Origin of the sequence: Mesorhizobium sp. M3A.F.Ca.ET.175.01.1.1 (assembly GCF_004791945.1) — a bacterium.
Classification (GTDB): Bacteria; Pseudomonadota; Alphaproteobacteria; order Rhizobiales; family Rhizobiaceae; genus Mesorhizobium.
The window spans coordinates 364,359-387,507 of the sequence record NZ_SRTP01000005.1 but is presented as its reverse complement, the minus strand read 5'-3'; the positions used below and the strand labels follow the sequence as shown (position 1 = coordinate 387,507).

At 66.3% G+C, this 23,149-nt stretch carries 20 protein-coding genes; 11 read left to right on the top strand and 9 right to left on the bottom strand.

The window, feature by feature from the left end:
• The first annotated feature begins 3 nt into the window (after positions 1-3).
• From EN818_RS15610 to EN818_RS15600, 3 genes are read left to right on the top strand one after another with little or no spacing between them, the layout of a single operon-like run.
• Entirely contained in the window at positions 4-636 is a 633-nt protein-coding gene (locus EN818_RS15610; RefSeq protein ID WP_095809434.1) for a precorrin-8X methylmutase, read from the top strand.
• Positions 633-1,391, top strand: coding sequence for a precorrin-2 C(20)-methyltransferase (locus EN818_RS15605; RefSeq protein WP_135904774.1), 759 nt, complete (start codon positions 633-635; stop codon positions 1,389-1,391). Before EN818_RS15610 ends, EN818_RS15605 begins: the two co-directional genes overlap by 4 nt.
• Positions 1,388-2,152 carry a precorrin-3B C(17)-methyltransferase gene (locus EN818_RS15600; RefSeq protein WP_095809436.1) on the top strand — a complete coding sequence of 255 codons (765 nt, stop codon included), beginning with the start codon at positions 1,388-1,390 and terminating at the stop codon, positions 2,150-2,152. The genes EN818_RS15605 and EN818_RS15600 overlap by 4 nt, the downstream gene beginning before the upstream one ends.
• Here EN818_RS15600 and EN818_RS15595 read toward each other — a convergent pair.
• Positions 2,116-2,883, bottom strand: a complete 768-nt coding sequence (locus tag EN818_RS15595; RefSeq protein ID WP_095809463.1) for a cobalt-precorrin-6A reductase — start codon at positions 2,881-2,883, stop codon at positions 2,116-2,118. The two genes, EN818_RS15600 and EN818_RS15595, sit on opposite strands and share 37 nt — an antisense overlap.
• Before the next feature lies 1 nt (position 2,884).
• Here EN818_RS15595 and cbiE point away from each other — a divergent pair, with 1 nt between their 5' ends.
• Genes cbiE through cobT form a run of 7 tightly spaced genes read left to right on the top strand, consistent with a single transcriptional unit; the run spans position 2,885 to position 9,197 of the window.
• A complete protein-coding gene (gene cbiE / locus EN818_RS15590) occupies positions 2,885-4,126 on the top strand; it encodes a precorrin-6y C5,15-methyltransferase (decarboxylating) subunit CbiE (protein ID WP_095809437.1) in 1,242 nt (413 codons plus the stop codon).
• Positions 4,123-4,509 carry a cobalamin biosynthesis protein gene (locus EN818_RS15585; RefSeq protein WP_095809438.1) on the top strand — a complete coding sequence of 129 codons (387 nt, stop codon included), beginning with the start codon at positions 4,123-4,125 and terminating at the stop codon, positions 4,507-4,509. The genes cbiE and EN818_RS15585 overlap by 4 nt, the downstream gene beginning before the upstream one ends.
• Positions 4,506-5,270: a precorrin-4 C(11)-methyltransferase gene (gene cobM / locus EN818_RS15580; protein WP_095809439.1), complete on the top strand. Its 765-nt coding sequence runs from the start codon at positions 4,506-4,508 to the stop codon at positions 5,268-5,270. The genes EN818_RS15585 and cobM overlap by 4 nt, the downstream gene beginning before the upstream one ends.
• The gene (gene cobA / locus EN818_RS15575) at positions 5,267-6,082 is read left to right on the top strand and encodes a uroporphyrinogen-III C-methyltransferase (RefSeq protein ID WP_095809440.1); all 816 of its coding nucleotides are present in this window, start codon (positions 5,267-5,269) and stop codon (positions 6,080-6,082) included. Before cobM ends, cobA begins: the two co-directional genes overlap by 4 nt.
• Positions 6,079-7,395: a cobyrinate a,c-diamide synthase gene (locus EN818_RS15570; RefSeq protein WP_129553877.1), complete on the top strand. Its 1,317-nt coding sequence runs from the start codon at positions 6,079-6,081 to the stop codon at positions 7,393-7,395. The genes cobA and EN818_RS15570 overlap by 4 nt, the downstream gene beginning before the upstream one ends.
• Positions 7,392-8,162 carry an adenosylcobinamide-GDP ribazoletransferase gene (gene cobS / locus EN818_RS15565; protein ID WP_095809442.1) on the top strand — a complete coding sequence of 257 codons (771 nt, stop codon included), beginning with the start codon at positions 7,392-7,394 and terminating at the stop codon, positions 8,160-8,162. Before EN818_RS15570 ends, cobS begins: the two co-directional genes overlap by 4 nt.
• Before the next feature lie 24 nt (positions 8,163-8,186).
• Positions 8,187-9,197 carry a nicotinate-nucleotide--dimethylbenzimidazole phosphoribosyltransferase gene (cobT, locus tag EN818_RS15560; protein WP_095809443.1) on the top strand — a complete coding sequence of 337 codons (1,011 nt, stop codon included), beginning with the start codon at positions 8,187-8,189 and terminating at the stop codon, positions 9,195-9,197.
• 252 nt (positions 9,198-9,449) lie between these two features.
• On the opposite strand, the gene EN818_RS15555 is transcribed toward cobT, so the two are convergent.
• From EN818_RS15555 to EN818_RS15535, 4 genes are all read right to left on the bottom strand, one after another.
• Positions 9,450-9,842: a hypothetical protein gene (locus tag EN818_RS15555; RefSeq protein WP_135904772.1), complete on the bottom strand. Its 393-nt coding sequence runs from the start codon at positions 9,840-9,842 to the stop codon at positions 9,450-9,452.
• Between the two features lie 184 nt (positions 9,843-10,026).
• Positions 10,027-10,275: an ABC transporter permease gene (locus EN818_RS15545; protein ID WP_135904768.1), complete on the bottom strand. Its 249-nt coding sequence runs from the start codon at positions 10,273-10,275 to the stop codon at positions 10,027-10,029.
• A 3-nt stretch (positions 10,276-10,278) separates the two neighbouring features.
• Entirely contained in the window at positions 10,279-10,482 is a 204-nt protein-coding gene (locus EN818_RS15540; protein ID WP_135904766.1) for a hypothetical protein, read from the bottom strand.
• Positions 10,479-11,270, bottom strand: coding sequence for a hypothetical protein (locus tag EN818_RS15535; protein WP_135904764.1), 792 nt, complete (start codon positions 11,268-11,270; stop codon positions 10,479-10,481). The genes EN818_RS15540 and EN818_RS15535 overlap by 4 nt, the downstream gene beginning before the upstream one ends.
• Positions 11,271-11,369: 99 nt before the next feature.
• Here EN818_RS15535 and EN818_RS15530 point away from each other — a divergent pair, with 99 nt between their 5' ends.
• Entirely contained in the window at positions 11,370-12,392 is a 1,023-nt protein-coding gene (locus EN818_RS15530) for an acyltransferase (protein ID WP_145972131.1), read from the top strand.
• Here the strand turns inward: EN818_RS15530 and EN818_RS15525 are convergent.
• The 4 genes from EN818_RS15525 to EN818_RS15510 are packed head-to-tail and all read right to left on the bottom strand — an operon-like array spanning position 12,389 to position 23,145.
• On the bottom strand, positions 12,389-14,710 hold the full coding sequence (locus EN818_RS15525; RefSeq protein ID WP_135904760.1) for a glycosyl hydrolase family 28-related protein: 2,322 nt from the start codon (positions 14,708-14,710) through the stop codon (positions 12,389-12,391). The genes EN818_RS15530 and EN818_RS15525 overlap by 4 nt on opposite strands.
• Before the next feature lie 58 nt (positions 14,711-14,768).
• On the bottom strand, positions 14,769-19,778 hold the full coding sequence (locus EN818_RS15520; RefSeq protein ID WP_135904758.1) for an LPD38 domain-containing protein: 5,010 nt from the start codon (positions 19,776-19,778) through the stop codon (positions 14,769-14,771).
• Positions 19,765-22,581, bottom strand: coding sequence for a transglycosylase SLT domain-containing protein (locus tag EN818_RS15515; protein ID WP_135904756.1), 2,817 nt, complete (start codon positions 22,579-22,581; stop codon positions 19,765-19,767). The genes EN818_RS15520 and EN818_RS15515 overlap by 14 nt, the downstream gene beginning before the upstream one ends.
• A gap of 15 nt (positions 22,582-22,596) precedes the next feature.
• Positions 22,597-23,145 carry a hypothetical protein gene (locus EN818_RS15510; protein WP_135904754.1) on the bottom strand — a complete coding sequence of 183 codons (549 nt, stop codon included), beginning with the start codon at positions 23,143-23,145 and terminating at the stop codon, positions 22,597-22,599.
• Between the last annotated feature and the right edge of the window lie 4 nt (positions 23,146-23,149).

The window sequence follows — 23,149 nt, the reverse complement described above, 5'->3', positions numbered from 1 at the left end:
AGAATGGCCGCTTACGACTATATCCATGACGGGATGGCGATCTATGAGCGCTCTTTCGCCATTATCCGCGCCGAGGCCGACCTGTCGCGCTTCTCCGAGGCCGAAGCCGATGTCGCGATCCGCATGATCCATGCCTGCGGCCAGGTCGAGGCCGCCAGCCATTTCGTCTTTTCCAGCGATTTCGTCGCTTCTGCCCGGGCCGCGCTAGCGGCCGGCGCGCCGATCTTCTGCGACGCCGAGATGGTCGCACATGGCGTCACCCGTGCCCGGCTGCCGGCCGGCAATGAGGTGATCTGCACGCTGCGCGACCCACGCACCAGCGAAATCGCCAAGGAAATCAGCAATACCCGATCGGCCGCTGCAATCGACCTCTGGGGCGATCGCATGGCCGGCTCGGTGGTCGCCATCGGCAACGCGCCGACCGCGCTGTTCTATCTACTCGAAAAACTTCGCGACGGCGCGCCGAAGCCGGCCGCGATCATCGGCATGCCGGTCGGCTTCGTCGGCGCTGCCGAATCCAAGGATGCGCTGGCTGAGAACTCCTATGGCGTGCCTTACGCCATCGTGCGCGGCAGGCTTGGTGGCAGCGCCATGACGGCGGCGGCGCTGAATTCGTTGGCGAGGCCGGGCCTGTGAACGCTATATCCAAAGGACGCCTGATTGGCGTCGGCACCGGTCCCGGCGATCCGGAATTGTTGACGCTGAAGGCAGCGCGCGCGCTGGCCGAGGCCGACGTCGTCGCCTATTTCGCCAAGGGCGGCAACAACAGCAATGCGCGTGCCATCGTCGAGGCGCGCTTCCGGCCGGACATGATCGAGCTCCCGCTGCTCTATCCGGTGACGACCGAGATCGACAAGGACCACGACGACTACCGCTCGCAGATCACCGACTTCTACGAGCAGTCGGCCGAACAGGTCGCCGAGCATCTTGGCGCCGGCAGGATGGTTGCGGTGCTGTCCGAAGGCGACCCGCTGTTTTACGGCTCCTATATGCACCTGCACGTCCGGCTGGCGCATCGCTTTCCGACCGAAGTCATCCCCGGCATCACCGCCATGTCCGGCTGCTGGTCGGCGACCGGCCTGCCGATCGTCCAGGGCAACGACGTGCTGACCGTTCTGCCGGGCACGATGAGCGAGTTCGAGCTGACGCGCCGGCTGGCCGACACCGATGCCGCTGTCATCATGAAGGTCGGCCGCAACCTGCCCAAAATCCGCCGCGCGCTGGAAGCGACCGGCAAGTTGGCGAAGGCTGTTTATGTCGAACGCGGCACCATGCCCGGCAGCGTCTCGATGCGGCTCGCCGACAAGCCGGATGACAAGGCCCCCTATTTCGCCATCGTGCTGGTTGCCGGCTGGTCCGCCCGCCCTGGCGCTGCCGGAGCCAAGCCATGAGCGGCCGCCTCACCGTCATCGGTCTCGGGCCGGGCAATGCCGACCAGGTCACGCCGGAGGCAAGCCGCGCCGTGTCGGAAGCCTCCTTCTTCTTCGGCTACAAGCCTTATGTCGAGCGGCTGGAGTTGCGCCCGGACCAGATCCGTGTCGCCTCGGACAATCGCGAGGAGCTCGCCCGCTCCAACGAAGCGCTGGCCAAGGCCGCCGAAGGCCATAACGTCGCCGTCGTGTCCGGGGGCGATCCGGGCGTCTTTGCCATGGCGGCAGCCGTCTGTGAGGCGATCGAAGCCGGGCCGGCCGAATGGCGAGCGATCGACCTCGCGGTCGTTCCCGGCGTCACCGCCATGCTCGCCGTCGCCGCCCGCATCGGCGCGCCGCTGGGCCACGATTTCTGCGCCATCTCGCTCTCCGACAATCTGAAACCGTGGGACCTGATCGAGCTGCGCCTGCTCGCGGCGGCCGGCGCCGGCTTCGTCATTGCGCTCTACAATCCGATCAGCAAGGCCCGGCCCTGGCAGCTTGGCCGGGCTTTCGAATGCCTGAAGGCGATCCTGCCCGGCACCACGCCGGTGATCTTCGGCCGCGCCGCCGGTCGGCCCGACGAGCGCATCGAGGTGTTCCTGCTTGCTGATGCCGATGCGGAAAAAGCCGACATGGCGACCTGCATCATCATCGGCTCGCCCGAGACCCGCATCATCAAGCGCGGCGAACGCCCCGCGCTGGTCTACACGCCGCGCTCGGCAACGGGTTCGAAAAGATGATCGACGATTGCGGCCAGTTGATCGACCGTCTCGGCCGAACGAACGTCCGGCAGCGGCGGGCGACGCACCATGATGACCTCGATGCCGAGCGCCTGCGCCGCGGCGATCTTGCCATAGGTGGCCTCGCCTCCGCTGTTCTTCGATATGATGGCGTCAATGCCGTGTTTTTCGAGCAGCGCCCGCTCGTCGGCCTCTGGAAACGGTCCGCGCGCCAGGAGGTAGAGCGCGTCGGGCACCGCCAGCTTCGGCTCGACCGGGTCGACGCTGCGGATCAGATAGCGGTGTTGCGGAGCGGCCTCGAAGGCGGCCGCCTCCTGCCGGCCGATCGCCAGGAACACCTGTCGAGGCTTCGTGCCAAGCGCCTGCGCCGCTTCAGCAACGCTGTCCACCAGGGTCCAGCGATCGCCGGCAACTGGCTCCCAGCCCGAGCGCCTCAAGGCCAATATGGGAACGCCGGTTCGCCTGGACGCCTCGGCGGCATTGGCCGAAATGCGCGCCGCATAAGGGTGCGTTGCGTCGATCAGCAGGTCGACATGGTCCTGGCCGAGATAGGCGGCCATTCCTTCCGCGCCACCGAATCCACCGACGCGCACCGGCACGCCTTGGGCGACGGGGCTTTCCGTGCGGCCGGCCAGAGACAGCGTGACCGAGAAATCCTCCCGACGCACCAGCTTTCCCGCCAACTGCCGGGCTTCGGTGGTTCCGCCGAGGATCAGGATACGGTGGGTCATCATGCCTGCTAAGGGTCCGCGCGGCGCCAAGCTCACCTCAAAATGGCTAACGGTGGTCGGCCTCGGCGAGGACGGTGTAGCGGGTCTTGGCGATCCGGCCAAGCAGCGTATCGCGCAGGCCGACGTCGTTTTTGGCGGCAAACGGCACCTGGCGCTCGTTGCATCCTTGGCCAAGGGTGAAGCTCGCCCGTGGCCAACCCCCTTCGATGCCGAGATGCGCGATGTGCTGGCATTGAAAGGCAAGAATGTCTGCGTGCTCGCCTCCGGCGACCCGTTCTTCCATGGCGTCGGTGTCACGCTGGCGCGCAAGGTAAAGCCGGATGAGATGCTGGTCCTGCCGTCGCCGTCCTCCTTGTCGTTGGCCGCGTCCCGCCTCGGCTGGGCGCTGCAGGATGTCGAGACCATCTCGCTGCATGGCCGTCCGATCGATCTGATCCGTCCCTTGCTCCATGCCGGGGCGCGCATCCTTGCGCTGACATCGGACGGCGATGCCCCGGCGGCCATCTCGCGGTTACTCGAGGAGAATGGCTTCGGGCCCTCGCGGCTGACGGTCCTGGAAGCGGTGGGCGGTCCCGATGAGACGCGCCGCACCGCGCGCGCTGACGCTTTCGATCTCAAGAAGATCAATCCACTCAACGTGCTGGCGCTGGAAATTGAATCGACGCCGGATGCGCGCATCCTGCCCTTGACCGTCGGTCTTGCCGATCATCTGTTCGAGCATGACGGCCAGATCACTAAGCGCGAGATCCGCGCAATCACACTCTCGGCATTGGCGCCCCGCCGCGGCGAACTGTTGTGGGACATTGGCGCAGGCTCCGGTTCGGTCGGCATCGAATGGATGCTGGCGCATCCTTCGATGCGGGCCATCGCCGTCGAGGCCGACAAGGAGCGCGCCGCTCGTATTCACCGCAATGCCTCTCATTGCGGTGTGCCGGGTCTGGTCGTGATTGAAGGCTCGGCGCCCAAGGCGTTCTTCAAGCTGGAGACGCCGGATGCGATCTTCATCGGCGGCGGCGGCAGCGACGCCGGGGTGCTGGAGAAGGCGATCAAGGCCCTTCGTCCCGGCGGCCGGCTGGTCGCCAATGCGGTGACGCTGGAGCTGGAAGCGCTGCTGCTCGGCCAGCACACCAGGCGCGGCGGCGATCTCACCCGCATCGCGCTCTCGCGCGCAGCTCCGGTCGGCTCCATGCAGGCCTGGCGCCCGGCGATGCCGGTCATGCAGTGGAGTTGGGTCAAGCCATGATGGTCGCGGGCATCGGCAGCCGGAAAGGTGTGACGGCAAGCGACGTGCGCGCGGCGGTCGAGACCGCGCTCGAAGCGCATGGGCTGGCAATGACCGCGCTCTCCGCGCTGGCTACAGGCGAAACCAAACGCCAGGAGGAAGCCATTTTCCTGGCCGGGCGCGACCTCGCTCTCCCGGTGATCGTCGTTACCGACGACGCCTTGCAGGCCGCCTCCGCCGGCACGATCAGCCGATCCGAAACATCGCAGGCCCACGCTGGCACGCCGTCGCTATCGGAAGCCTCGGCTCTGGCGGCGGCCGGAAAAGGTGCAAGACTGCTAGGGGCCCGCACGGTGCTTGGCCCGGTCACCTGCGCCATCGCTCTTGGCGGAGGTGCCGCATGACCGTCCACTTCATTGGCGCAGGTCCTGGTGCTCCGGATCTCATCACCTTGCGCGGCAGCCGTCTGCTGGCGTCCTGCCCGATCTGCCTCTATGCCGGCTCGATCGTCGCGCCGGAACTGCTCGAGCATTGCGCGCCCGGCACCAAGCTGATCGACACCGCGCCAATGTCGCTCGACGAGATCGAGGCCGAATATGTTGTCGCCCACAGAGCCGGCCAGGATGTCGCGCGTCTTCATTCCGGCGATCTTTCGGTGTGGAGCGCGGTCGCTGAGCAGATCCGGCGGCTGGATAAGAACAGCATCCCCTACACCTTGACGCCCGGCGTCCCCTCCTTTGCCGCCGCGGCGGCGGCGTTGCGGCGCGAGCTCACCATTCCCGAACTTGCGCAAAGCCTGGTGCTTACCCGTGTCTCAGGCCGCGCCTCGAAGATGCCGCCGGGCGAGACGCTTGCCGGCTTCGGCCGCACCGGCGCCACGCTCGCCATTCACCTTGCCATCCATGCCATCGACCGCGTCGTTGCAGAGCTGACGCCGCTCTATGGCGCCGAGTGCCCGGTTGCGGTCGTCTTCCGCGCCTCTTGGCCGGACGAGCGCATCCTTACCGGCACGTTGGGCACCATCGAGGCGCAGCTGGCGGAAAATCCAATGGAACGCACGGCGATCATCTTCGTCGGCAGCGCGCTCGCGGCGCAGGATTTCGGCGAGAGCTCACTTTATGACGCCCACTACCAGCGGCGTTTTCGTGGACGGGACGGATTGTGAACGACAGCGCCTCGAACAGGATCGGACGGACGGTGGAGCAGGCGCTGGCGCGGCTAAACTTCAAGCCGCGCGAGCTGGAGCCCGGTCATGTCTGGCTGGCCGGCGCCGGCCCAGGCGATCCTGGCTGCCTGACGCTGGAGGTGCTCGCGGCGCTCGGGCAATGCGATGCGCTGGTCTATGACGCGCTGGTCTCGACCGATGTCGTCGCAGTCGCTGAAGGGGCCGAGCTTTTCTACGCGGGAAAGCGCGGCGGCCAGCCCTCGATGAAGCAGGACGATATCAACGCCCTGCTCGTCCGGCTGGCGGGCCAGGGCCGCCGCGTCGTGCGCCTGAAAGGCGGAGACCCCTATATTTTCGGGCGAGGCGGCGAAGAAGCGCTGGCCCTGGCACGAAAAAACATCCCGTTCCGGGTGCTGTCCGGCCTGACCTCGGGTCTCAGCGCGCTGGCCGCCACCAGCATTCCCGCCACCATGCGCGGCATCAACAAGGCCGTCATCCTCGCCACCGGCCATGCCGCCGGCACCGATGACGACATCGACTGGGCCGCAATTGCCCGCACCGGCCAGCCTGTCGTCGTCTATATGGGCATGGCCAATCTCCCGATCATCGCCGCCGCCCTGCTCAAGGGCGGCCTCGATCCCTCGACGCCGGCTGCAGTGATCGTCGCCGCGACCACGCCGCAGGAGCGGATTGTCGTCGCCACGCTCGCCACGATCGCCGAGAAAGCCGCCGCCGCCGGGCTTGCCTCGCCCGCGCTGATCGTCATCGGCGACATCGTCGCCATGCGCGCGACACTGGCGGGTGAGCGGTGACCGCCCGCGCGATCATCATCGGCGCGCCGCGCTCCGGCTCGGGCAAGACCAGCGTCACCATCGGCCTTTTGCGCGCGCTCGCCCGGCGCGGGCTGAAGGTGCGCGGGGCGAAGTCCGGACCGGACTATATCGACCCCGGCTTCCACGCAGCCGCGACAGGCCTGTCGGGCGTCAATCTCGACAGCTGGGCGATGTCGCCTTCCCTGCTCAACGCGCTGGCCGCGCAGGCAGCGGAGGACACAGAATACGTCATCCTCGAAAGCGCCATGGGCCTGTTCGACGGCATTCCCGCGCCGGAAGGGCGGACGGGCTCGGCAGCCGATCTCGCCCGGCTCTACGGTCTGCCGGTGCTTCTGGTGCTCGATGTTTCCGGCCAATCGACCACGGCGGCGGCTGTCGCCAAGGGTTTTGCCACTTACGATCCGGACGTGCGCATGGCCGGCGTCGTGCTCAATCGCCTGGGCAGCGAGCGCCATCGCCGGCTGTCGGGCGACGCCATCGAGGCGATCGGCCTGCCGGTGGTCGGCGCCATCATGCGCGACCCTACGCTCAATCTGCCGGAACGGCATCTCGGCCTCGTCCAGGCCGGCGAGTACGAAAACCTGATGGCGCATCTCGACCGCCTGGCCGACATGGTCGAGAAGTCGCTCGACATCGAAGCCATCCTGGCGCTGGCGACGCCGCTTGAGCCGGCACCCGGCAATTTCGGCGATGCATTGCAGCCGCCTGGACAACGCATCGCGCTCGCCGAGGATGCCGCCTTCACCTTCCTCTACCCGCATGTTGCCAGGCACTGGCGCAAAGCCGGCGCCGAGCTCGTTCCCTTCTCCCCGCTGGCCGACGAGGGGCCGGCGCAAGACTGCGATGTCTGCTGGCTGCCCGGCGGCTATCCCGAATTGCACGCCGGCAAATTGGCGGCCGCCGCCAAATTCCGGGCGGACACGACGCGTTTTGCCGCGACGAAGCCCGTGCACGGCGAGTGCGGCGGCTTCATGGTCCTGGGCGAGACGCTGGAGGACGCCGAGGGACAAAGCCACACCATGCTCGGCCTGCTTGGACATTCGACCAGCTTCGCCAAACGCAAGATGAACCTCGGCTACCGCGAGGCCCGCCTGCGTGCCGCCTGCCCGCTCGGGAGCGAAGGCACGCTCATCCGCGGCCACGAGTTCCATTACGCGCAGATGACTGCCACCGGCAATGACGAGCCGTTGGCCGATCTCGCTGATGGGCAGGGCAATCCGCTGGGTCCGTCGGGCTACCGGCGCGGCCAGGTCAGCGGCACCTTCTTCCACGCCATCGCGAGGGCCGCATGAGCGGCCTCTCCGAGCCCCGGCAATTGCTTGACGACATCTGCCTCAACATTGTCTTCTTCACGCGGCTGAGGCTGCCGTCGAGCGATTTCGGCGGCCGGAGCCTCGCCGATGCCATCTGGGCCGCCCCCTTTGCCGGCCTTGCAGTCGCCGTCATCGGCGCGCTCGCCTATGCGATCGCTGCCCAGCTCGGTGTTGCCCCCGGTCCGGCTTCGGCGCTCGCACTTGCCGCCACGATGCTCGCCACCGGCTGCCTGCACGAGGACGGGCTTTCCGACATCGCCGACGGCTTCGGCGGCGGCAGGACGCGCGAGAAGAAGCTGGAGATCATGCGCGACAGCCGCATTGGCGCCTATGGCGCCACCGCACTTGGCATTTCCCTGCTCATCCGCTGGAGCGCATTGTCCGAGTTGACCAACTCTGGGGAAGTTTTTCTGGCACTGCTTGCCGCGCATGCCGCCTCGCGCGGACTCTTCGGCGCCTTCATGCACCTTCTGCCGCCCGCCCGCGCCGACGGCCTGTCCGCCAATGCCGGCTCCGTGTCCGCCGAAACCGCCGTCATCGGAGCAGCCCTTGGCGCCGCCGTGGCCCTGCTGGCGCTCGGCCCCGGCGGCGCCATCGCCGCGCTGATCCTGCTCGGCCTGCTGTTCGCCGCCTTGCGTGCGCTTTGCCTCAGCCAGATCGGCGGCCAGACCGGCGACACGATCGGTGCGCTGCAGCAGCTCGGCGAGATCGCGGTCCTGCTCGTCGCTTCCGTTTGCCTTTCCTGATTCTGTTTCGGAGACCTTGCCCTGATGTCCTTCAAATCACTCGAAGACCTTCGCGCTGCCTGCCTCGATTTGCCGGCCGGAAGCGACGCCGCCGCCTCTGCCGTCGCCGGCCGCCAGGACACCCTCACCAAGCCGCAGGGCAGCCTCGGCCGGCTCGAATCGATCGCCGCCTGGTTGGGGCGCTGGCAGGGCCGCGACATGCCCAAATTAGACGAAGTGAAGGTCTTCGTCTTTGCCGGCAACCATGGCGTCACCGCGCAGGGCGTCTCGGCCTATCCGTCGGAAGTCACCGTGCAGATGGTGGCGAATTTCGCCGGCGGCGGTGCTGCCATCAACCAGCTTGCCCGCATTGCGGGCGCCAAGCTCGACGTCATTCCGCTCGATCTCGATCATCCGACCGGCGATTTCACGCAGGTGCCGGCGATGGACGAACAGGCGTTTCTCGCCGCTGTGTCGGCCGGTTACGACGCAGTGAGCAAGGACCTCGATCTCGTCTGCTTCGGCGAGATGGGCATCGGCAACACCACGCCGGCGGCGGCGATCTCGGCCGCCCTGTTCGGCGGCGGCGCGGAGAAATGGACGGGACGTGGCACCGGCGTCGACGATGCCGGCCTGATCCGCAAGATCACTGCGATCGATGCCGGCCTCGCCCGCCACGCAGGTTCACTGTCCGACCCGCTGAAGATCGCAGCCGCCCTTGGCGGACGCGAGCTTGCCGCGATTTTCGGCGCCACGCTTGCCGCGCGCCACAACAACGTGCCGGTGCTGCTCGACGGCTTTGTCTGCACCGCCGCCGTTGCGCCGTTGGCACGGCTGCATCCGACCGGCCTGGCCCACACCATTGCCGCCCATGTCTCGGCCGAATCGGGCCACCGCCGCCTGCTCGAAGCGCTCGGCCTGCCGCCGCTGCTCGACCTCGGCATGCGGCTCGGCGAAGGCTCCGGCGCCTGTCTCGCCGTCAACCTCGTGCGCTCGGCGCTGGAATGCCACGCCAGGATGGCGAGTTTCGCCGAGGCGGGTGTTTCGGAGAAGTAGTTCGGCAAACAAAGTGGCGGGCTGCCTTTCTGGCAGCCCGCCAGGCAAGCCTCAGACAGTCACCAATCGCCCAAGTGCCAGCCGTCTTAGACAGCGGATTTTCCATCGGATCTGAGAGAAATTTGGTGGGTGTGCACAGGATCGAACTGTGGACCCGCTGATTAAGAGAACTCTGGGCACTAAGCAATATCAATCACTTGGCTTTTCGCCCTGTGAGCTTTGCCGGAAAAATCAGCGGGTTTGCTCACGCTGTCAAGCCCGGGATCTGGCCCTGTCATCAGAGAGCTTTTCCAACCGCTCGCCGAGCTCGTCGATCGCCTTGACCAGCCGGGCCTCCATGTCGCGCAGCGCGACGTGGCCTGCATAGTTCTTGGCCACTTCGAGCTTAAACTCGGCGAGCTCGTGCGCTCCCTTGGCGCGCACATCTTCGATGCGGTCCTGGATGATCTTCAGACTGCCGTTCATAGCCGCCGTCGACAGCGCAGACGCATTGCGCTCCGCCTCGAGCGCCTTCTCGATCCGGCCCACAGCCGTCTCGATCGCGGCGACGCGCCAACGCAACGTCACCCAGGCGGCAATGCCGCCGGCGAGCGCAAACGCGATCGTCAGCACGTGGCTGATGCTGATGGTCCAGTCGATCGTCATCAGGCCTTCCATCCGCATAGCTTCTGGCCCTTGCGATTGTGCGCAAGCAGTGCCCGGGCCTGGGCGTCGGTTAGTTGGTCGACCGCAGCTGCCGAAAGCCGCGCCGGCGTAGACACGTCACAGAAGCTCCCTCTTGCTGCGGTACAGCCGGCGAGAGCGAGAAGGAGCAGGATCCCGAGCGCGATCACTTTTCCCATGTCTTCAGCTCCTGACGCACCGCTTCGGCCGGCAGTGCGCCAACGTCGTTGTCGACCTGGTCGGCGACGTCGCGCGCCTTCGCTTCCTCGGCCGCCTGGCGAGCCTTCACGGCGGCCGCGCCCTTGGCCCGGGCGCGCCAAAGCGCCACGCCAAACGCCGCCAGGGCGGCGGCGCCGGCGACGAGATACGGCAGCACTTTTTCGATGATCGGGGCGAAAATCGGCACTAGCTCCATGGTTCAGTGCTCCCAGCCGAAGCGGCGCGCCAGGTAGTGCCAGCCCTCGACGGCCGCGCCGATCGCCGCGCCGGCGCCGGCCTCGATCGCGGCGGCGATGTCCGGATCCGACGAGAAGGCTGCAGCGTCGTCAGCGCCGAGCAGGCCGCGCGCGACCAGGAAGCCCGCGCCATAGCGCAGGCCAATGCGAATGATCAGACCCGTCATGCTTGCCTCCCGTGTAGCCAAACGCCGACGACAACGACCAGGACTAGGGCGAGCCCGCCGAACAGGATCCACTCGCCGGATTGCCAGCCGGCACCGCCCGCCCCGACGCCGATGCCGAGAGCGGCGAGGATCCCGGCGAACCACTTCTTTTTCGTCGGCGGCGGGAGAGGCGCAGGAACGCGCTCCGCTGGGCCGGCCGGTGCCGAGCTCGTCGGCGCCGGCGTTTGCGCTCTGGCGGGCGCCTGTGCCGGCGCGCCGGCCATGGCAAGCACCTGGGCGAGCATCGCCTCAACGCGCTCGGGCGCCACAAGCGCCTTGTTCAAGCCGTCGCCGGCGTAGTAGCTCTGCCCACGCTTCAGCGAGCGCGTCGCGCCCCTGGTGGCGGAGAGCACGGGAAAGGATGCCCATTCCTGCGCCAGCGCCTTGCCGAACGCTATCGGGCCGATCTTGCCGGCGACGAAGTCGGAATAGCCGCGCTCGATAAGCAGCTGGTAGCCGAGCCTGTCCTGCATGTCGGCGTCCAGCAGCTCGGCGCCGGAGAGCATGAGCTTCTTTTTCAGCCGCTGCAGCGTGGCGCGCATGAACTGCAGCTTGCCGGCGGCCGAGCTGCCAAACGTCTTCGACCAGCCGAGCCCGGCCGCGATCACCTCGTCGATCGTCATCGTGGTGAGCGGCTTTGGCAGCTTCGCCTGGTTGTTGCCGTAGACGGTGTCGTAGCCGCGCGGGGCCTCGATACTGCCGATGAAATCGAGCAGCGCCAGCGCCGCTTTGGGGATGCTCTTATCCATGCCACCGCCATCCTTCGAAGGTTTCCGCTAGGCTAAGGCGGCGGCGATGGCGTCAACTCGAGGTTGACAATCGAGGCTGTTCGCTGGCTATTCGGCGGGATGGCAACACTTCGAAACTACGACCTGGACGGCCTTCGCGGCCTGGCCGCCTTCAGCGTCGCGGTCGGGCACTGCGCTTCCGTCGCTGGCGGCATAGGGCCAGCGCTGCGAATGACGGTCGCAACCGTTCCGGACGCGACCCTGCAGGATGCGATTTTCCGGTTCCTGCATATCGTTTTTCACGCCGACGCTGCTGTCATCGTGTTCTTCGTGCTATCGGGCCTCGTGCTCTCGAGATCTCTCCGACGGAAAGACGATGGGTTCGTGCCCTATATCGTCCGCCGAGCTTTCCGCCTCATCCCCGTCGCTGCAGCGTCGGCGCTCATCATTGGGTTTCTGACTCCTTCAAGCACCTGGTCGCAGATTTTCGGCGCAGCGATCCTCTATGACACCTCGCTTAACGGGGTATTGTGGACCTTGCAGATCGAGGTTTGGGGAAGCCTATGGGTCTTTGCCGCGGTGACGGCCCGGCGCCTGCATCCGGCCCTATTTGTTGCGTTTCTGGCCACTACGTTCGCAGTGTCCTATTTCGACAATCGCCCGGTGCCGCTGTTCATGAGCGCCTTTGCCCTGGGCGCGATCGTCGACGATCTACCCGCCGCCGCGACCAATCGCATAATCGCTTTGCTAGGTCTGGCCGCCCTGATGACGGCGGACTTCCTGCTCGGCCCGGGCTTCGCCATGCGTTGCTGGCAAATGGCCGGAGCCTTCTGCGTCGTGGCATACGTCGCCCGGCATTCGATCTGGGTCACGACCAATCCAGTCGCACACTTCCTGGGGCGGATCAGCTATCCGTTCTACTTGCTGCACCTGGCCGGCGCGCTGATCATCGTCAAGCTCGGAGTGAGGTCCCTGGATCTCGACCCCTACGCGCTGTTTGCCGTCTACAGCCTCTCGTCGATCTCGATAGCGATCGGACTGGCGTGGCTCACTCACGCCATTGTCGAGGTTCCGGGCATGGTCATCGGCGAGAAGGCTCGGCGCATGATTGCAGCGCCGAGGCCGGAGCCGGTCGCGGCCTAGTCCAAGAGCTCGACCGTGAAGCCCTGACAGGTGATGTCGCCGGCGCTGGCGGTTCCGTTCTGGCCCGTGCATTTCACCGTGATCGCCACGCCATCATCGTTCGCCATGGTACCCTGCCGGACTGACGGAGTGTTGGCGGACGCAAACGCCACTCCGCTGTATTCCTGGGCATCGACGCCCGTGATGTAGATATCAGCCTGCAGCCGCCAGGGGACATTGTTCCAGGCGCCGTTGTGATCGACGATCGAGTTCGCGCCGAACCAGAGCCGGATTGTCTTGGTATTGGCGTTGGCAGCGGTAACGCCCCAGGCCGTGAGCCGGACCTTCTGCCCGACCTTCAGCACGTTGGCTGGGATTGAATAGGTCATCAGGTCTTCTGTAGTGGTGACCGCCGTGGTGGCGGCCGAGCCGGTATTGCGGCTCACTTCATTCGACGTGACGCCATTCACCACACGCTGGCCGGTTGCGTTGACGCCCGCCGTGCCGAGCACGTTTTTGCCGAATAGCCGAACGTCAACATAAGGCGACGCGCCAAGATCGACATCATAGAACGCGCCGGCAACTTGGTTGTTGTTTTCAGCGGTGAAGTTACTGACGCGGATTTTCTTAGCGCCGTTCTGCACCACCAGGCCCGACTTCTGGTCATAAGCGAAAAGCGCGTTCTCGATCACGATGTCAGTGCAGGTCGACTTGAGCAAGCACGCCTGCCCAGTGTTGGTGCGAACGTAGCCGTTCGCAAAGTTGGCGTTGGTGATGAACCACGTGCGCCCCTCGATCTCGGCGGCGCTGGTCGTATGCTGGTCCACGCCGATGTTCGCCATGTAGACGTAGGCCGGCTTCAGCGTGTCGGTCCAAGTGAGCGAATTGATGCCGATCTTCGGCCAGACGAACGTCGAGTTCGTGACGAACACGCCCTGGCAGTCGCCGCGCAGCCGCAATCCGTCCGCGCCACCGTCGAGCGAGCCAGACCAGCAGTTGTTGATCGAAAGACCTACAGCCCGCCGGCCCTCAATCCAAAAGTCGTTTTCCCAATTGGCGGCCGAACCTGTTCCGACCTGATGAATGTTGTTGAGTTCGATGTGGAACAGATACTTGGTATCGTCGAAGCCGTAGAAGGCCCACGACCCGCCGCCGTACTGCCTGATGTTGCTGATCTGTATCCAGCCTGTCTGGGTTGCCAGGACCGAGCCGCCGATGAACGACGCGCAGAAATACATCTGCGTGAAGGTGCAGCCGTCGATGGTCGTCCCGTAAGGGGACGCCTCATGCACGCCACGGACGCCAGTAAACCCGCCGCCGTGGAAATGCAGGCCGGAAACGGAGAACGGCTTGTTTGTCGTTCCCGCCACCGCGCCAGTCAGCACACACAGGATGGTGTTGTTCGCGGTCGCGCGAAGCATTGCTTGGCCACGACCGCGCCACCCACCACCAGCAGATCGGTTGACCGTGATGTTCGCGGCGCTGATCTGGTAGGTGCCAGGCGGAAAGATTAGCTCGCCGGCGACCGCCGCTCTTGCGTTTTCCGCAGCCTGGATGGCAGCCGTGTCATCAGTCACGCCGTCGCCCACGGCACCGAAGTCCTTGACCGACAGCGTCTCCGTGAACTTGTTTTGGATGGTGCGCTGCACGGCGCCCGCGCCGGTCTGCGTATTGACGAGCGTCGCCGACAGCGCTGGCAGGCTGACCGAGCCGAGCAGGCTAAGGCCGAAGGCCGTCGCAATGGCCAGCGGGATGGCATACCCCTTGACCGCATGCTCTGTCGGCACTTCGTTGTGGCTGTCGCCGGCAAGCGTTGGGTCATCACTGATCGCCACGAGGCCGAGCTGGGCCGCCGTCTTGTTCTCGAGGGCCGTAGCGTCAGCGTTCCAGCCGAGTAGCTTATCGGCCTCGGCCGGCGGCAGATCCGCGCCGGCCGTGCCGTAAGCCGCCTTCACGGCCCGCCCGATGTCTCGATCGTGCTCCTGGGCGATGATCATCAGCCGGTCGAGATCTTCGTCGGTCGCGGCGGAATTGTAGCGGCCGCCGCGCACGATCGAGAGCACGCGCTCGAGCACCGCGTTGCCGATCGGCATGAACTTCTCGCCGGCGGCCGCCGGCACTGTCAGGGTGAAGCTGCCGCCGGCGGGATTGTCGGCGCCGGCTACGGTGTAGTCCGCCGGAAGGGCAAGCGTCGTGACGGCGCCATTGAGCGCGATCTTCAGGATGGTGATGTCATCAGCGTCCTGGAATGGAAACGGGATCGCGAAGACCGTTTGCGCTGCAGCGGCCGTATAGCTGCGCCAGCGGGCATCCGGATTGACGGGGAAGACTGCGCTCATGGTTCGGGTCCCGATTGTGATCGGGGCCGATCATGAGGCCCCCGCAGTGCCGTCAACTTCACGGCACCAGGGCGGGCTTTTGCTTCCTCTTGATCTTGGCCCCGCCCTCGATCGGGTTGCCGGCCGACTGCACTTCGCCGACCAGGTCGAGCACCTGCGCCTGCGACCCTTCCTCGAGGACGCGCTGGCGCAGATCCGGCCAAGCCTCTTTCACAGCCTCATAGGTCCAGACTTTGTTTGTGGCGAAGCCGTCAGCCAGGCGCTGCGCCAGATCGGGCGATACCGCCTCGAGCTCGCGATAGAACCCGTCTTCCGGGATCTCCTGCCGCTGCGCCCAGCCCGGCACACCCGCCAGCGCGAGAGCGTTTCGCGCCATGGCCATGCTCAAGGTCGACAGGATGTCGTCGGCGGCCGTCCGCGCGGCCGAGCCGACCTCGAGCGGGTTGCCCTGCCCGTCCGTCAGCCGGTTCATGGCGAGATCTCGCCGGATAGCGCCGATCGCCTCGATCGCGCCGCGCGCGCGCAGAAGCGGGTGCAGCCGGCGGGCCTTCGCATCCATCGCCGACATGCCGATATAGACCTTTGCGATGTCATCCTGCGACGCATAATAGTCGGCCGCGCCGGCAGGATCTCCGCTTTCGATCATCGATCGCCAGCTCTTGGCCTTTCCCTCGAGGGTGCCCTGGCGCTCGCCCACCGTCTGCCAGAACATGGTCACGGATTGCGAGCCCTTGGCCGCATCCTTGATGAACCGTCGAGAGATCGGCGCATCGTCCCAGGCAAAGCCGGGCGCGTCCGGCTGTGCCAGGTCATACAGCGAAAGCGCCGATCGGCCCCACGATCCCAGATGCGCGGTGATCAGATGATCGGCGATCGCCGGCGAAATGTTGAAGGCCTTGCCAAGTTCTTTCGACAGTTCCGACGTGCGCGCCGTGTATTGCAGGAAGGGCTCGAGACCCTGCAGCTGCTCGGGCACGATCGGTGCGCCGGTGAAGAAATCGGTATTGGTCTTGACCTCGAAATAGGAGGTGATCGCCGGATTGCCCTCGAGGATCGACGGCGGCGCCAGCGTCGAAAACAGGCTGTCGACCCAGCGGCCACCGGCGGATGGATCTTTCTTGACCATCGCGTCATAAGAGGCTTCCGCCAGATTGATGACGGTCGCGAGCTCGAAAGGCTTCGGCACCGCGACCCAGCGGCCGCCGGACTTGATCATCCAGTGCGTGGCTTTGGTCTGCGCCGAGATCTCGTCATGGTCCTCGTTACGGCTCTGCAGCGCATAGAGCGACATCGAACCGACTGTCAGCGCCGCCAGATAGGCCCAGCTCTTGGCGGCCGCGCCGAGCGCGCGCGTGTCTTCCGGCGACAGCGCCTGGCCGAGCATCTTCTTGGCGATCGGCGCGATCATGTGGCGCGTCACCTTGTCCGTGCCCTGCAGCGCCACGTTGAAGAACGGGATCACGCGCGCCAGCGCCGCCATGCCGGATCCGCGCCGATCGAAGTCGAGATAGTCACGCGCGCGCCAGCTTGCCTCGAGCGCGGCTTCCATGTCGGAAAGGCCGCGGGCTTTCGCTTCCTGGGCAAAGGTACGGAAAAGGCCAAGGCGCGTCGCGGTTTCGGAAACCTCAGCCACCGCCAGGATGCCATGCCAGGACGACAGGCGGTTCGCGACCCAGCCCTTGCGGCGCAGGCCGGCCAGATCCCGCTCCGCCATCACCTTGGACAAGGAGGCTGTTTCCTGTCCGCCAGAGAGGCCGCCGACGCGCGAATAGAGCCGGGCAGTCTCCGAGCCCAGCAGATCGTCGGCCGCCCCCTGCAGCGAGCGCCCTAGCCGCTGCAGCGGCTTTCCGTAGAGGATGGCGGCCATGGCCTGGTCACGGACGAAATTGGCCCCAACGAACTCGAAAGCTGTCGTGATGCCCATGCGCAAGATCCGCGCCGGCACCGCGACGAGCTCGAGCCAGAAATTGCGCTCGTGCTGCGACATCGCCGCGAGCGTGCCGTACATCGCCTTGCCGAACTTGCCGTCCGCCAGGCGCAGCGCCTGCAGCTTGCCGCCGTCGCGAAAGAACACGATCGGCTCGCCCTTTTCGTTGATGATCGCCGGCCGGAAGATCGCGGCCTTCTCGTCGCCGATCGCGCTCTCGACGCTGTCGCGCAGCATCATGATGTCGGGCTTCGCCAGACCGGCATTGCGCGCGGCCGTCTCGACCGCCTCGAGCGGGTCGACCATCGTCGCCTTCATTTCCTTGGCCGGGATCCGCTCGGCGATCGCGCCGGCGCCCTGGCCGGCCGTCAACGCCAGTCGATCGAGAGCCTTGACGACGTCGTTCCGCGCGATCGCCATCGCCGTTTCGTAGGCGTCGGCCGCCATGCTCTCGAGCGGGTTAATGACGTCGCGTTTCGAGCCACGGAAGCGGCTGGCAAAGCCGCCCTTCGCTGTCTTGCCCCTCGAGGGACCGCCCGGCACTTTGGCGTCGGTGTCCGACGAGAAGTCGCGCAGGCCGGGCACATAGTCGACGATCTTCAGGCCTTCCTCATAGGTGACCTGGTCGATGAGGCCGGCGTCGAACTTCTTTTTCCAGAGCGCGTGACCGAACTCATGCACTTTGTCGGCCGCGCTGACAAACGCCGGATTGGCCTTGGCGAGCTCGGCGACGTTCTGCAGGTGATCGCCATGGGTTAGCTTGTCCGGCGGGTTCGGGATCTCGCCGGCGCGGAACCGCTCCCATTCGGCGAGCGCGCGCCGCGACCAGAGGTATGAGCCGAAATCGCGGACCTTGTCGGCATCCCAGCCCGACAGCGCGTTCGGCTTGCCGGTCGCCTCGACTATCGCGTCGCGCAGGCTTGGGCTCTCCGGATGCGTTCCGCGATACGGCGCAACGCCATACATCACATCCATGTGCCCGGCCGAGTAGGCGCCGCGCGACATGCGCGCCAGTTTGTAGGCATCGCTCGAGACGTTGATGTCCAGCGGCTTCCCCTTGTTGGCGATATGCACCGCCTGCAGCTCTTTCACCGCTCTGGCCAGCGGGTTGAGATCGTCAAAGGCGAAGGTGTAGATCCGCTGCAGCACATCATGAATGGTGCCGGCGACACCGTGTTTCTTCAGCTCGCCACTGGTCTTTCCGACCCAGCCCTTGCGCTTGGCGGAAACGATGGTCGAGGCGACGGCCGCCGTCGACGGCGCCGACAGGAAGTCCGACCAGGCTTTCGACGCCTTATCGATCGCGCCCGAGATCTCCGGATGCGTGGCGAGCAGGGCCTCGAAGGATTTGGCAAAGCCAGGCGCTTCCTTTTGCGCAAAGGGCCGATTGGTCAGCCAGAGCCGGAAGAACTCGGCAAAGCCCTCAGTGGGGCGGCCGGCGGCGGGATCGTAGTCGAGCTTGCGGAGCTCGACCGCGTGCGCCTTCATCAGCGCCGTCATGCCGGGAATGTTCTTCTCGACATGGTGGCCGTATTCGTGTGTGAGCACGTCGAAATCGTCGAGCGACTTTACTCGCACGACGCCGCTCGGCGACTTGAAGACGCCGAGCACCTTGCCGCCCTTGGCGCGCGGCAGGCGGCCCTGCCTGGTCGCGGCGACGTCCAGGGCGACGGCCAAGGCCTCAGCCGTCTCGCGAACGCGGGCGATGTTGGTGACGGCCTTCGACGTCGCGGCAGAGCCACCCGCCGGCCGCTGCAGCTGGCCGCGCAAGGCGCCGGTCTGCACCGGCGTTGCCATGAAGGAATTGACCTCCGCCAGATCCTTCTCATGGCTGGCCTGGCGCTTTGCCTGGCCGGCGCGGCCGAGCTCGACGCTTGCCGCGATGCGCTGATCGACCTCCCCTTTCGCGAGGCCGCCCTCGAGCGCAGTCAGCCGGTCTTTCGTCTTGGCAAGTTCGGCGTCGAGCTCGGGCTTCGTCATCGCGCCCATGCCGAGCTCATAGACCATTTCGTCCGGCGCGGCCTTGTCGTTGCGCAGCAACCCGGGGCCGTAGCCGTTCTGCAGCGGCTGCAGCTGCTCGAGCTCGGTCACGCGGTCTTGCAGGGAGGCGATTTCCTGCACCTGGACCGCGCGGCCGACGTTCTCGCTCGAGGCCGACGCCATCACCTCGTCGACATTGTGCCCGGCGGCCTCGACCTTTTTGAGATCGTGACCGGCGCCGGACAGGATCTCGTCGGGCGTCGCTGCAGCGGCGGGCGGCGGCGCCGGCGGCACGTCTCTCGCCTCGCCGGCCTTTGCCGACAGATCGTCGCCGAGCGTTGCAGCTTCGGGCCTTTCAGTCACAGGCGCGGCCTGGGCAGCGGCCGGTGCCTTGGATTTCTTGGATTTTGGCGCGGGTCCCTGTTCCGGCTTTTCAGGAACTGGCGGGGCTGACGCCGCCTGTGCCTCTTTGCCGGTGACGATCTTGCCCGGTTCGCTGGCCGGAGCCGGCGGCGCGTCGTCCAGGCCATCGAAAGGATTGGCGCCAGGCTGCGACGCCGCTTTTTCCTTTGCTGCAGCGTCGAATAGCTCCGTGGTCGCCTTGCCCTTCGATCGCACCTCGAGCCCGTGCGAGATCGAGCCGCCCAGGCCGCCGATACCGAAGCCGAGTAGAACGCCGCTGGCATAGCGCCAGGGATCGAAGCTGTCGCGATTGCCAGCGCCGAGCTCGACACCCTGGATTGCCGCGTCCGACACGGCGTTGGCGGCCGCGCTGTCTATGGCGCCGGAGAAGATCTTCGCCCAAAGGCCCGTAACGGCCGCCTTGGTGCCGACCAGGACCTTTTCGCCCAGGCCAATCGGGATGAAATTTTCCGGGCTGGCGGCTGTGCCCGCGACCGAGCCGGCGAGCGCTGATGAGCCCTCGAGGAAGCCGCTCCATTGCGGAAAGCTTTCATATTCCGCATCGAAGCGCGCCCGATCGCGGCGGTTCCGTTCTGTCTGCGCGTCGTTAATGGCGCCAAGGATCGTGTTGTATCGCTGGCCGCCCTCGAAATTCAGCTTAAAGCGCTCGACAAGGCCCGGAGGAGGCGCCGGCTGCAGCACCTGATCGGGACCGTCATCGAAACTGTCGAGCGCGTCGAAGGGATTATTGTCCGCCATCTGGAGTAAACCCTTCGCTGCCATCGGGCTCGAGCGTTTCGGTGCCGCCCGGCACTTTGAACTTCATGGTCTGCGGCTTGCCGAGCACCAGCTTGGAGGCGCCAGGGCCGAATTTCTGATCGTATTGCGGCGCCAGGTCGGGATTGGCGCTCAGCATCTGCATTTGCTTGTAGTTCGGAACGGGCCAGGCATCCGACCCCTTTGCCGTTCCCGCCTGCGCCGCCGCGTCGGTTTCGGACATCACGCCGCCCTGGCGCTTGTCGCCGATCGACGGCTTGTTGCCGCGGTTGAGCCGCGCGAACAGGCCGGCGCCGAAACCCGCCATTTCCTTGTCGATGCCCTGCACCTGCAGGATCTGCTTCAGCACCGCGTCGGCATGCGGCCCATAGGTCGCCTGCACCTGGTCGACCAGCTGGCTCATGGCCTTCGACTGCAGCGCCGGATCCGGCTGCGCCGTGACGGCCCGCGCCAGCGCCCGCGCTTCCTGGTTGGTCAGCGGCGACTGGCCGAGCTCGTCGACCCCAAGCGCCTTCTGCGCCTGCAGGCGAGCGGAAACGAGGGCCTGCATGCTGTCCGGATCTTGCGGGTTAGCCTGGTCGGCCATCGCCTTGACTTCAGGGAAGGCGTTTTCCACGGCGGCCGCCGGATCATCCGCGCGCGCCTTCAGCACCGCAGCGGCCTTTTTCGACGCGGCATCGAACACCTTGGCGTCACCGGCAAAGCCAGGCGCGCCGGCTTTTGGCGTCAAGGCGTCCAGCCGTTGCGAGATCTCGGCCGGCGTCGCCGTATCCAGGCCGGCCGTCGCCTGCCATGTCTTCTCGGCCTGCGCGCGGTCGGCGCGCCAGGCGTCGAACTTTTCCGGGCCGAGCAGGCTCGCGACCTTGTCGGGCGACAAGCCGCTGTCTTTCGGATCGAGCCCCTTGCCGGTGGCCGCGACGCTGGCAATGTCATCCTTAACCAGGTCTTCCGTCCGCGCGGCCTCCACCTTCTGAGCGGCCGTCTGGCGGTTAATCTCGGCGCGGGCCTCATTCCACAGCGTCGACGACAGGCTCTTGACGGTGTCGTACGGCAGCTTGGCGAGCGGCCCCTTGCCGGCCGTCCATTCGTCCAGCAGGCCGGTCGCGAACTGCTCTTTCTTCTCCGGCGTGTCGAGGGCTTCGTAAACGCCGCGCACGCGGCCGGTCGCCGCCGTCTCCGCCAAGTCGGCCTTGGCCTTTGCTGCCTGCAGCGGCGTCAGCGAGCCGTTCGCCAGAGCGCCGTCGATCGAACGACCGGCGCGCTCGACCTCACGCTGCATGATAGCGTCGCCCTTTGGGTTGGCTCCGAGCGCGATCGCCTGCCGCTCGACACCTTGCCGCTGCGCGGCGATACCCTCAAACGCAGCGGCCTGCTCTGTCTCCCGCATCTTCGCCGCCGCCTTGTTCTGGGCGTCGAGCATGAAGGCCTGGCTACGCTCGGCAAAGCGCTTGTCGAAGGCCTCCGCCAACAGCGGATCTCCAAGGTTCGCATCCTTGGCGAATTCGGTGTGAACCTTGGTGAGCGCGTCGGCCAAGCCGGAGGGGTTGTCCTGGTTTGCCTCATAAGCCGCCTGCATTTGCGTCTCGAGGCCGGTCTGCATGCGCCAACCATAGGCGCTCGAGGCGGCGCGGTTGTACGCGTCGCCATAGATCGTGTCGCTACGCTGCAGCGCCAGCGGCGTCGTCTGCAGGACGGGAACGACAGGACGGTTCGCCGATTGCGGTCCGCCATAGTAGGCGGCCTGGCTCTCGTGCAGGTCCTTCGCGTAGGCAGTGGCGCTCTTGGCGCTGTCGAAGATGCCCAGATGCTGGCCGGAGCGGCGATAGAGCTTGATCGCGTCCTCGTCGCTCAACAGCTTGCCATCGGGCGAAACGGTGGGGATTAGGATCTCTTTACCGTCTTGCTCGAACGACATCGACCGCACGGTGCTGATAGAACCATCTTCGTTCTTAACGACCGGACGGTTGCCCAGATCGATATTTCCAGCCTGGACGAGGCCTTTCGGCGGCGCGGCCGGCGCCGGGCCTGCAGGAACAGTGGCGGGCTGGCCGTCGATGTCGGCGAACTTGCGCGTCCACATGCCGGCGAACTCACCCGCCTGCATGCCGGCCTTTCCCCCGTTCACGGCCACGGCGCGGGCGCCGACCGCCGTTGCCGCCAATTGCTTGGGATCAGCGAGCAGCTTGGCCGCGCCTCCGGCGCCTTGCTGATGCGCAAGATAGAGCTCGCCTGAGCTCGGCTCACGGCCAAGAACACGCCGCAGATAGGCGGCGTTGTCAGCCGTCAGGCGCGCGGCCGCATCCGCAGATTGTCCCCAATCGAACGGATTGGCGAGGCCATAGCGCCGAGCCGTCCCGCCGACGAACTGAAACGGCCCTTTCGCGCCTGTCGGCGACACGGCATTGGCGTTGCCACTGCTTTCGATCATCGCGACGCGTTTCAGATAGGCGGCGCTTACCCCGTGGCGGGCGGCGGCCTGGGTGACGATGCTATCCGCATCGCCGGAAAGCTGGCCGGCCTTGCCTGCAGCGGCTGACTGCGATGCCTGCATTTGCAGATAGGCCGCACCGGACGAAGCGCCGGCCGCGAGACCGGCCATCGCACCTTCACGCGCTGCAGCGTCATCGGCCATCTTGCCGAGACGGTCGGAAAGCTTGCCGGCGACCGAGCTCAATGCGCGCCAGGCGTCGCCCGTGTCGACCGCGTAAGATTGCGCGTCGCCGATCTTCGCATACTGGTCGAATTGACGGAGCTCACCTGGATTTCGAGGTTGCCGATTAGCCATCGCGAATTCCCCTAATTACGCGGCGTCCGGTAGGCCACGAACCTGACCGTCGATATAGCTGTTGAGCATGCCGCCGGCGGCGCCGAGCAAAGCTCCGCCGATCGTCGAGCTCGCCTGGCGGCGGTAGCCCTGTGCTCGCATCTTCGCCAGGGCCATCCGGAAATCGCTGTCGCGCCTGTCGATCGTAAGCTCGTCGGCCGCGCGCTTGCTGGCCGTCTGCCTGGCGTCCTGGGCGATGCCGCCGGAAATATCGATGCCGGCGGACGCGAACGTCACGTCGTTGTCGCCCAACACCTGAAGCAACGTGCGCTTCATTTGCGTCTGGCGCTGCGTGTCCTGGACCTTGTCCTGCCCCGCCTGCAGCTCGACCGCGTTGGCCTGGTCCTTGGAGGCCTGGGCGCTGGCAAAGCCGGCGCCGAGCGTGCCGATCGCCGAAAGGACCGAGACGAGGGTTTGCGCGCCACTCAAGCCGGCCGCTGTCGCGCCCCCGGTGGCGGCCGCGCCGGTCGCTGCAGCGCCGCCACCGCCGAAGATTGAGGCAATCGCCGCAAATGCCGCCTGCATGTCT

Excerpts from the sequence above, each read along its gene's own strand:
- EN818_RS15510 (WP_135904754.1), bottom strand. The coding sequence starts at position 23,145 with ATGCAGGCGGCATTTGCGGCGATTGCCTCAATCTTCGGCGGTGGCGGC.
- EN818_RS15525 (WP_135904760.1), bottom strand. The coding sequence starts at position 14,710 with ATGAGCGCAGTCTTCCCCGTCAATCCGGATGCCCGCTGGCGCAGCTAT.
- EN818_RS15535 (WP_135904764.1), bottom strand. The coding sequence starts at position 11,270 with ATGGATAAGAGCATCCCCAAAGCGGCGCTGGCGCTGCTCGATTTCATC.
- cobS (WP_095809442.1), top strand. The coding sequence starts at position 7,392 with ATGAGCGGCCTCTCCGAGCCCCGGCAATTGCTTGACGACATCTGCCTC.
- EN818_RS15600 (WP_095809436.1), top strand. The coding sequence starts at position 1,388 with ATGAGCGGCCGCCTCACCGTCATCGGTCTCGGGCCGGGCAATGCCGAC.
- cobT (WP_095809443.1), top strand. The coding sequence starts at position 8,187 with ATGTCCTTCAAATCACTCGAAGACCTTCGCGCTGCCTGCCTCGATTTG.
- EN818_RS15545 (WP_135904768.1), bottom strand. The coding sequence starts at position 10,275 with ATGGAGCTAGTGCCGATTTTCGCCCCGATCATCGAAAAAGTGCTGCCG.
- EN818_RS15610 (WP_095809434.1), top strand. The coding sequence starts at position 4 with ATGGCCGCTTACGACTATATCCATGACGGGATGGCGATCTATGAGCGC.
- EN818_RS15515 (WP_135904756.1), bottom strand. The coding sequence starts at position 22,581 with ATGGCTAATCGGCAACCTCGAAATCCAGGTGAGCTCCGTCAATTCGAC.
- EN818_RS15555 (WP_135904772.1), bottom strand. The coding sequence starts at position 9,842 with ATGACGATCGACTGGACCATCAGCATCAGCCACGTGCTGACGATCGCG.
- EN818_RS15530 (WP_145972131.1), top strand. The coding sequence starts at position 11,370 with ATGGCAACACTTCGAAACTACGACCTGGACGGCCTTCGCGGCCTGGCC.
- cbiE (WP_095809437.1), top strand. The coding sequence starts at position 2,885 with ATGCCTGCTAAGGGTCCGCGCGGCGCCAAGCTCACCTCAAAATGGCTA.
- EN818_RS15540 (WP_135904766.1), bottom strand. The coding sequence starts at position 10,482 with ATGACGGGTCTGATCATTCGCATTGGCCTGCGCTATGGCGCGGGCTTC.
- EN818_RS15520 (WP_135904758.1), bottom strand. The coding sequence starts at position 19,778 with ATGGCGGACAATAATCCCTTCGACGCGCTCGACAGTTTCGATGACGGT.
- EN818_RS15585 (WP_095809438.1), top strand. The coding sequence starts at position 4,123 with ATGATGGTCGCGGGCATCGGCAGCCGGAAAGGTGTGACGGCAAGCGAC.
- cobM (WP_095809439.1), top strand. The coding sequence starts at position 4,506 with ATGACCGTCCACTTCATTGGCGCAGGTCCTGGTGCTCCGGATCTCATC.
- EN818_RS15595 (WP_095809463.1), bottom strand. The coding sequence starts at position 2,883 with ATGACCCACCGTATCCTGATCCTCGGCGGAACCACCGAAGCCCGGCAG.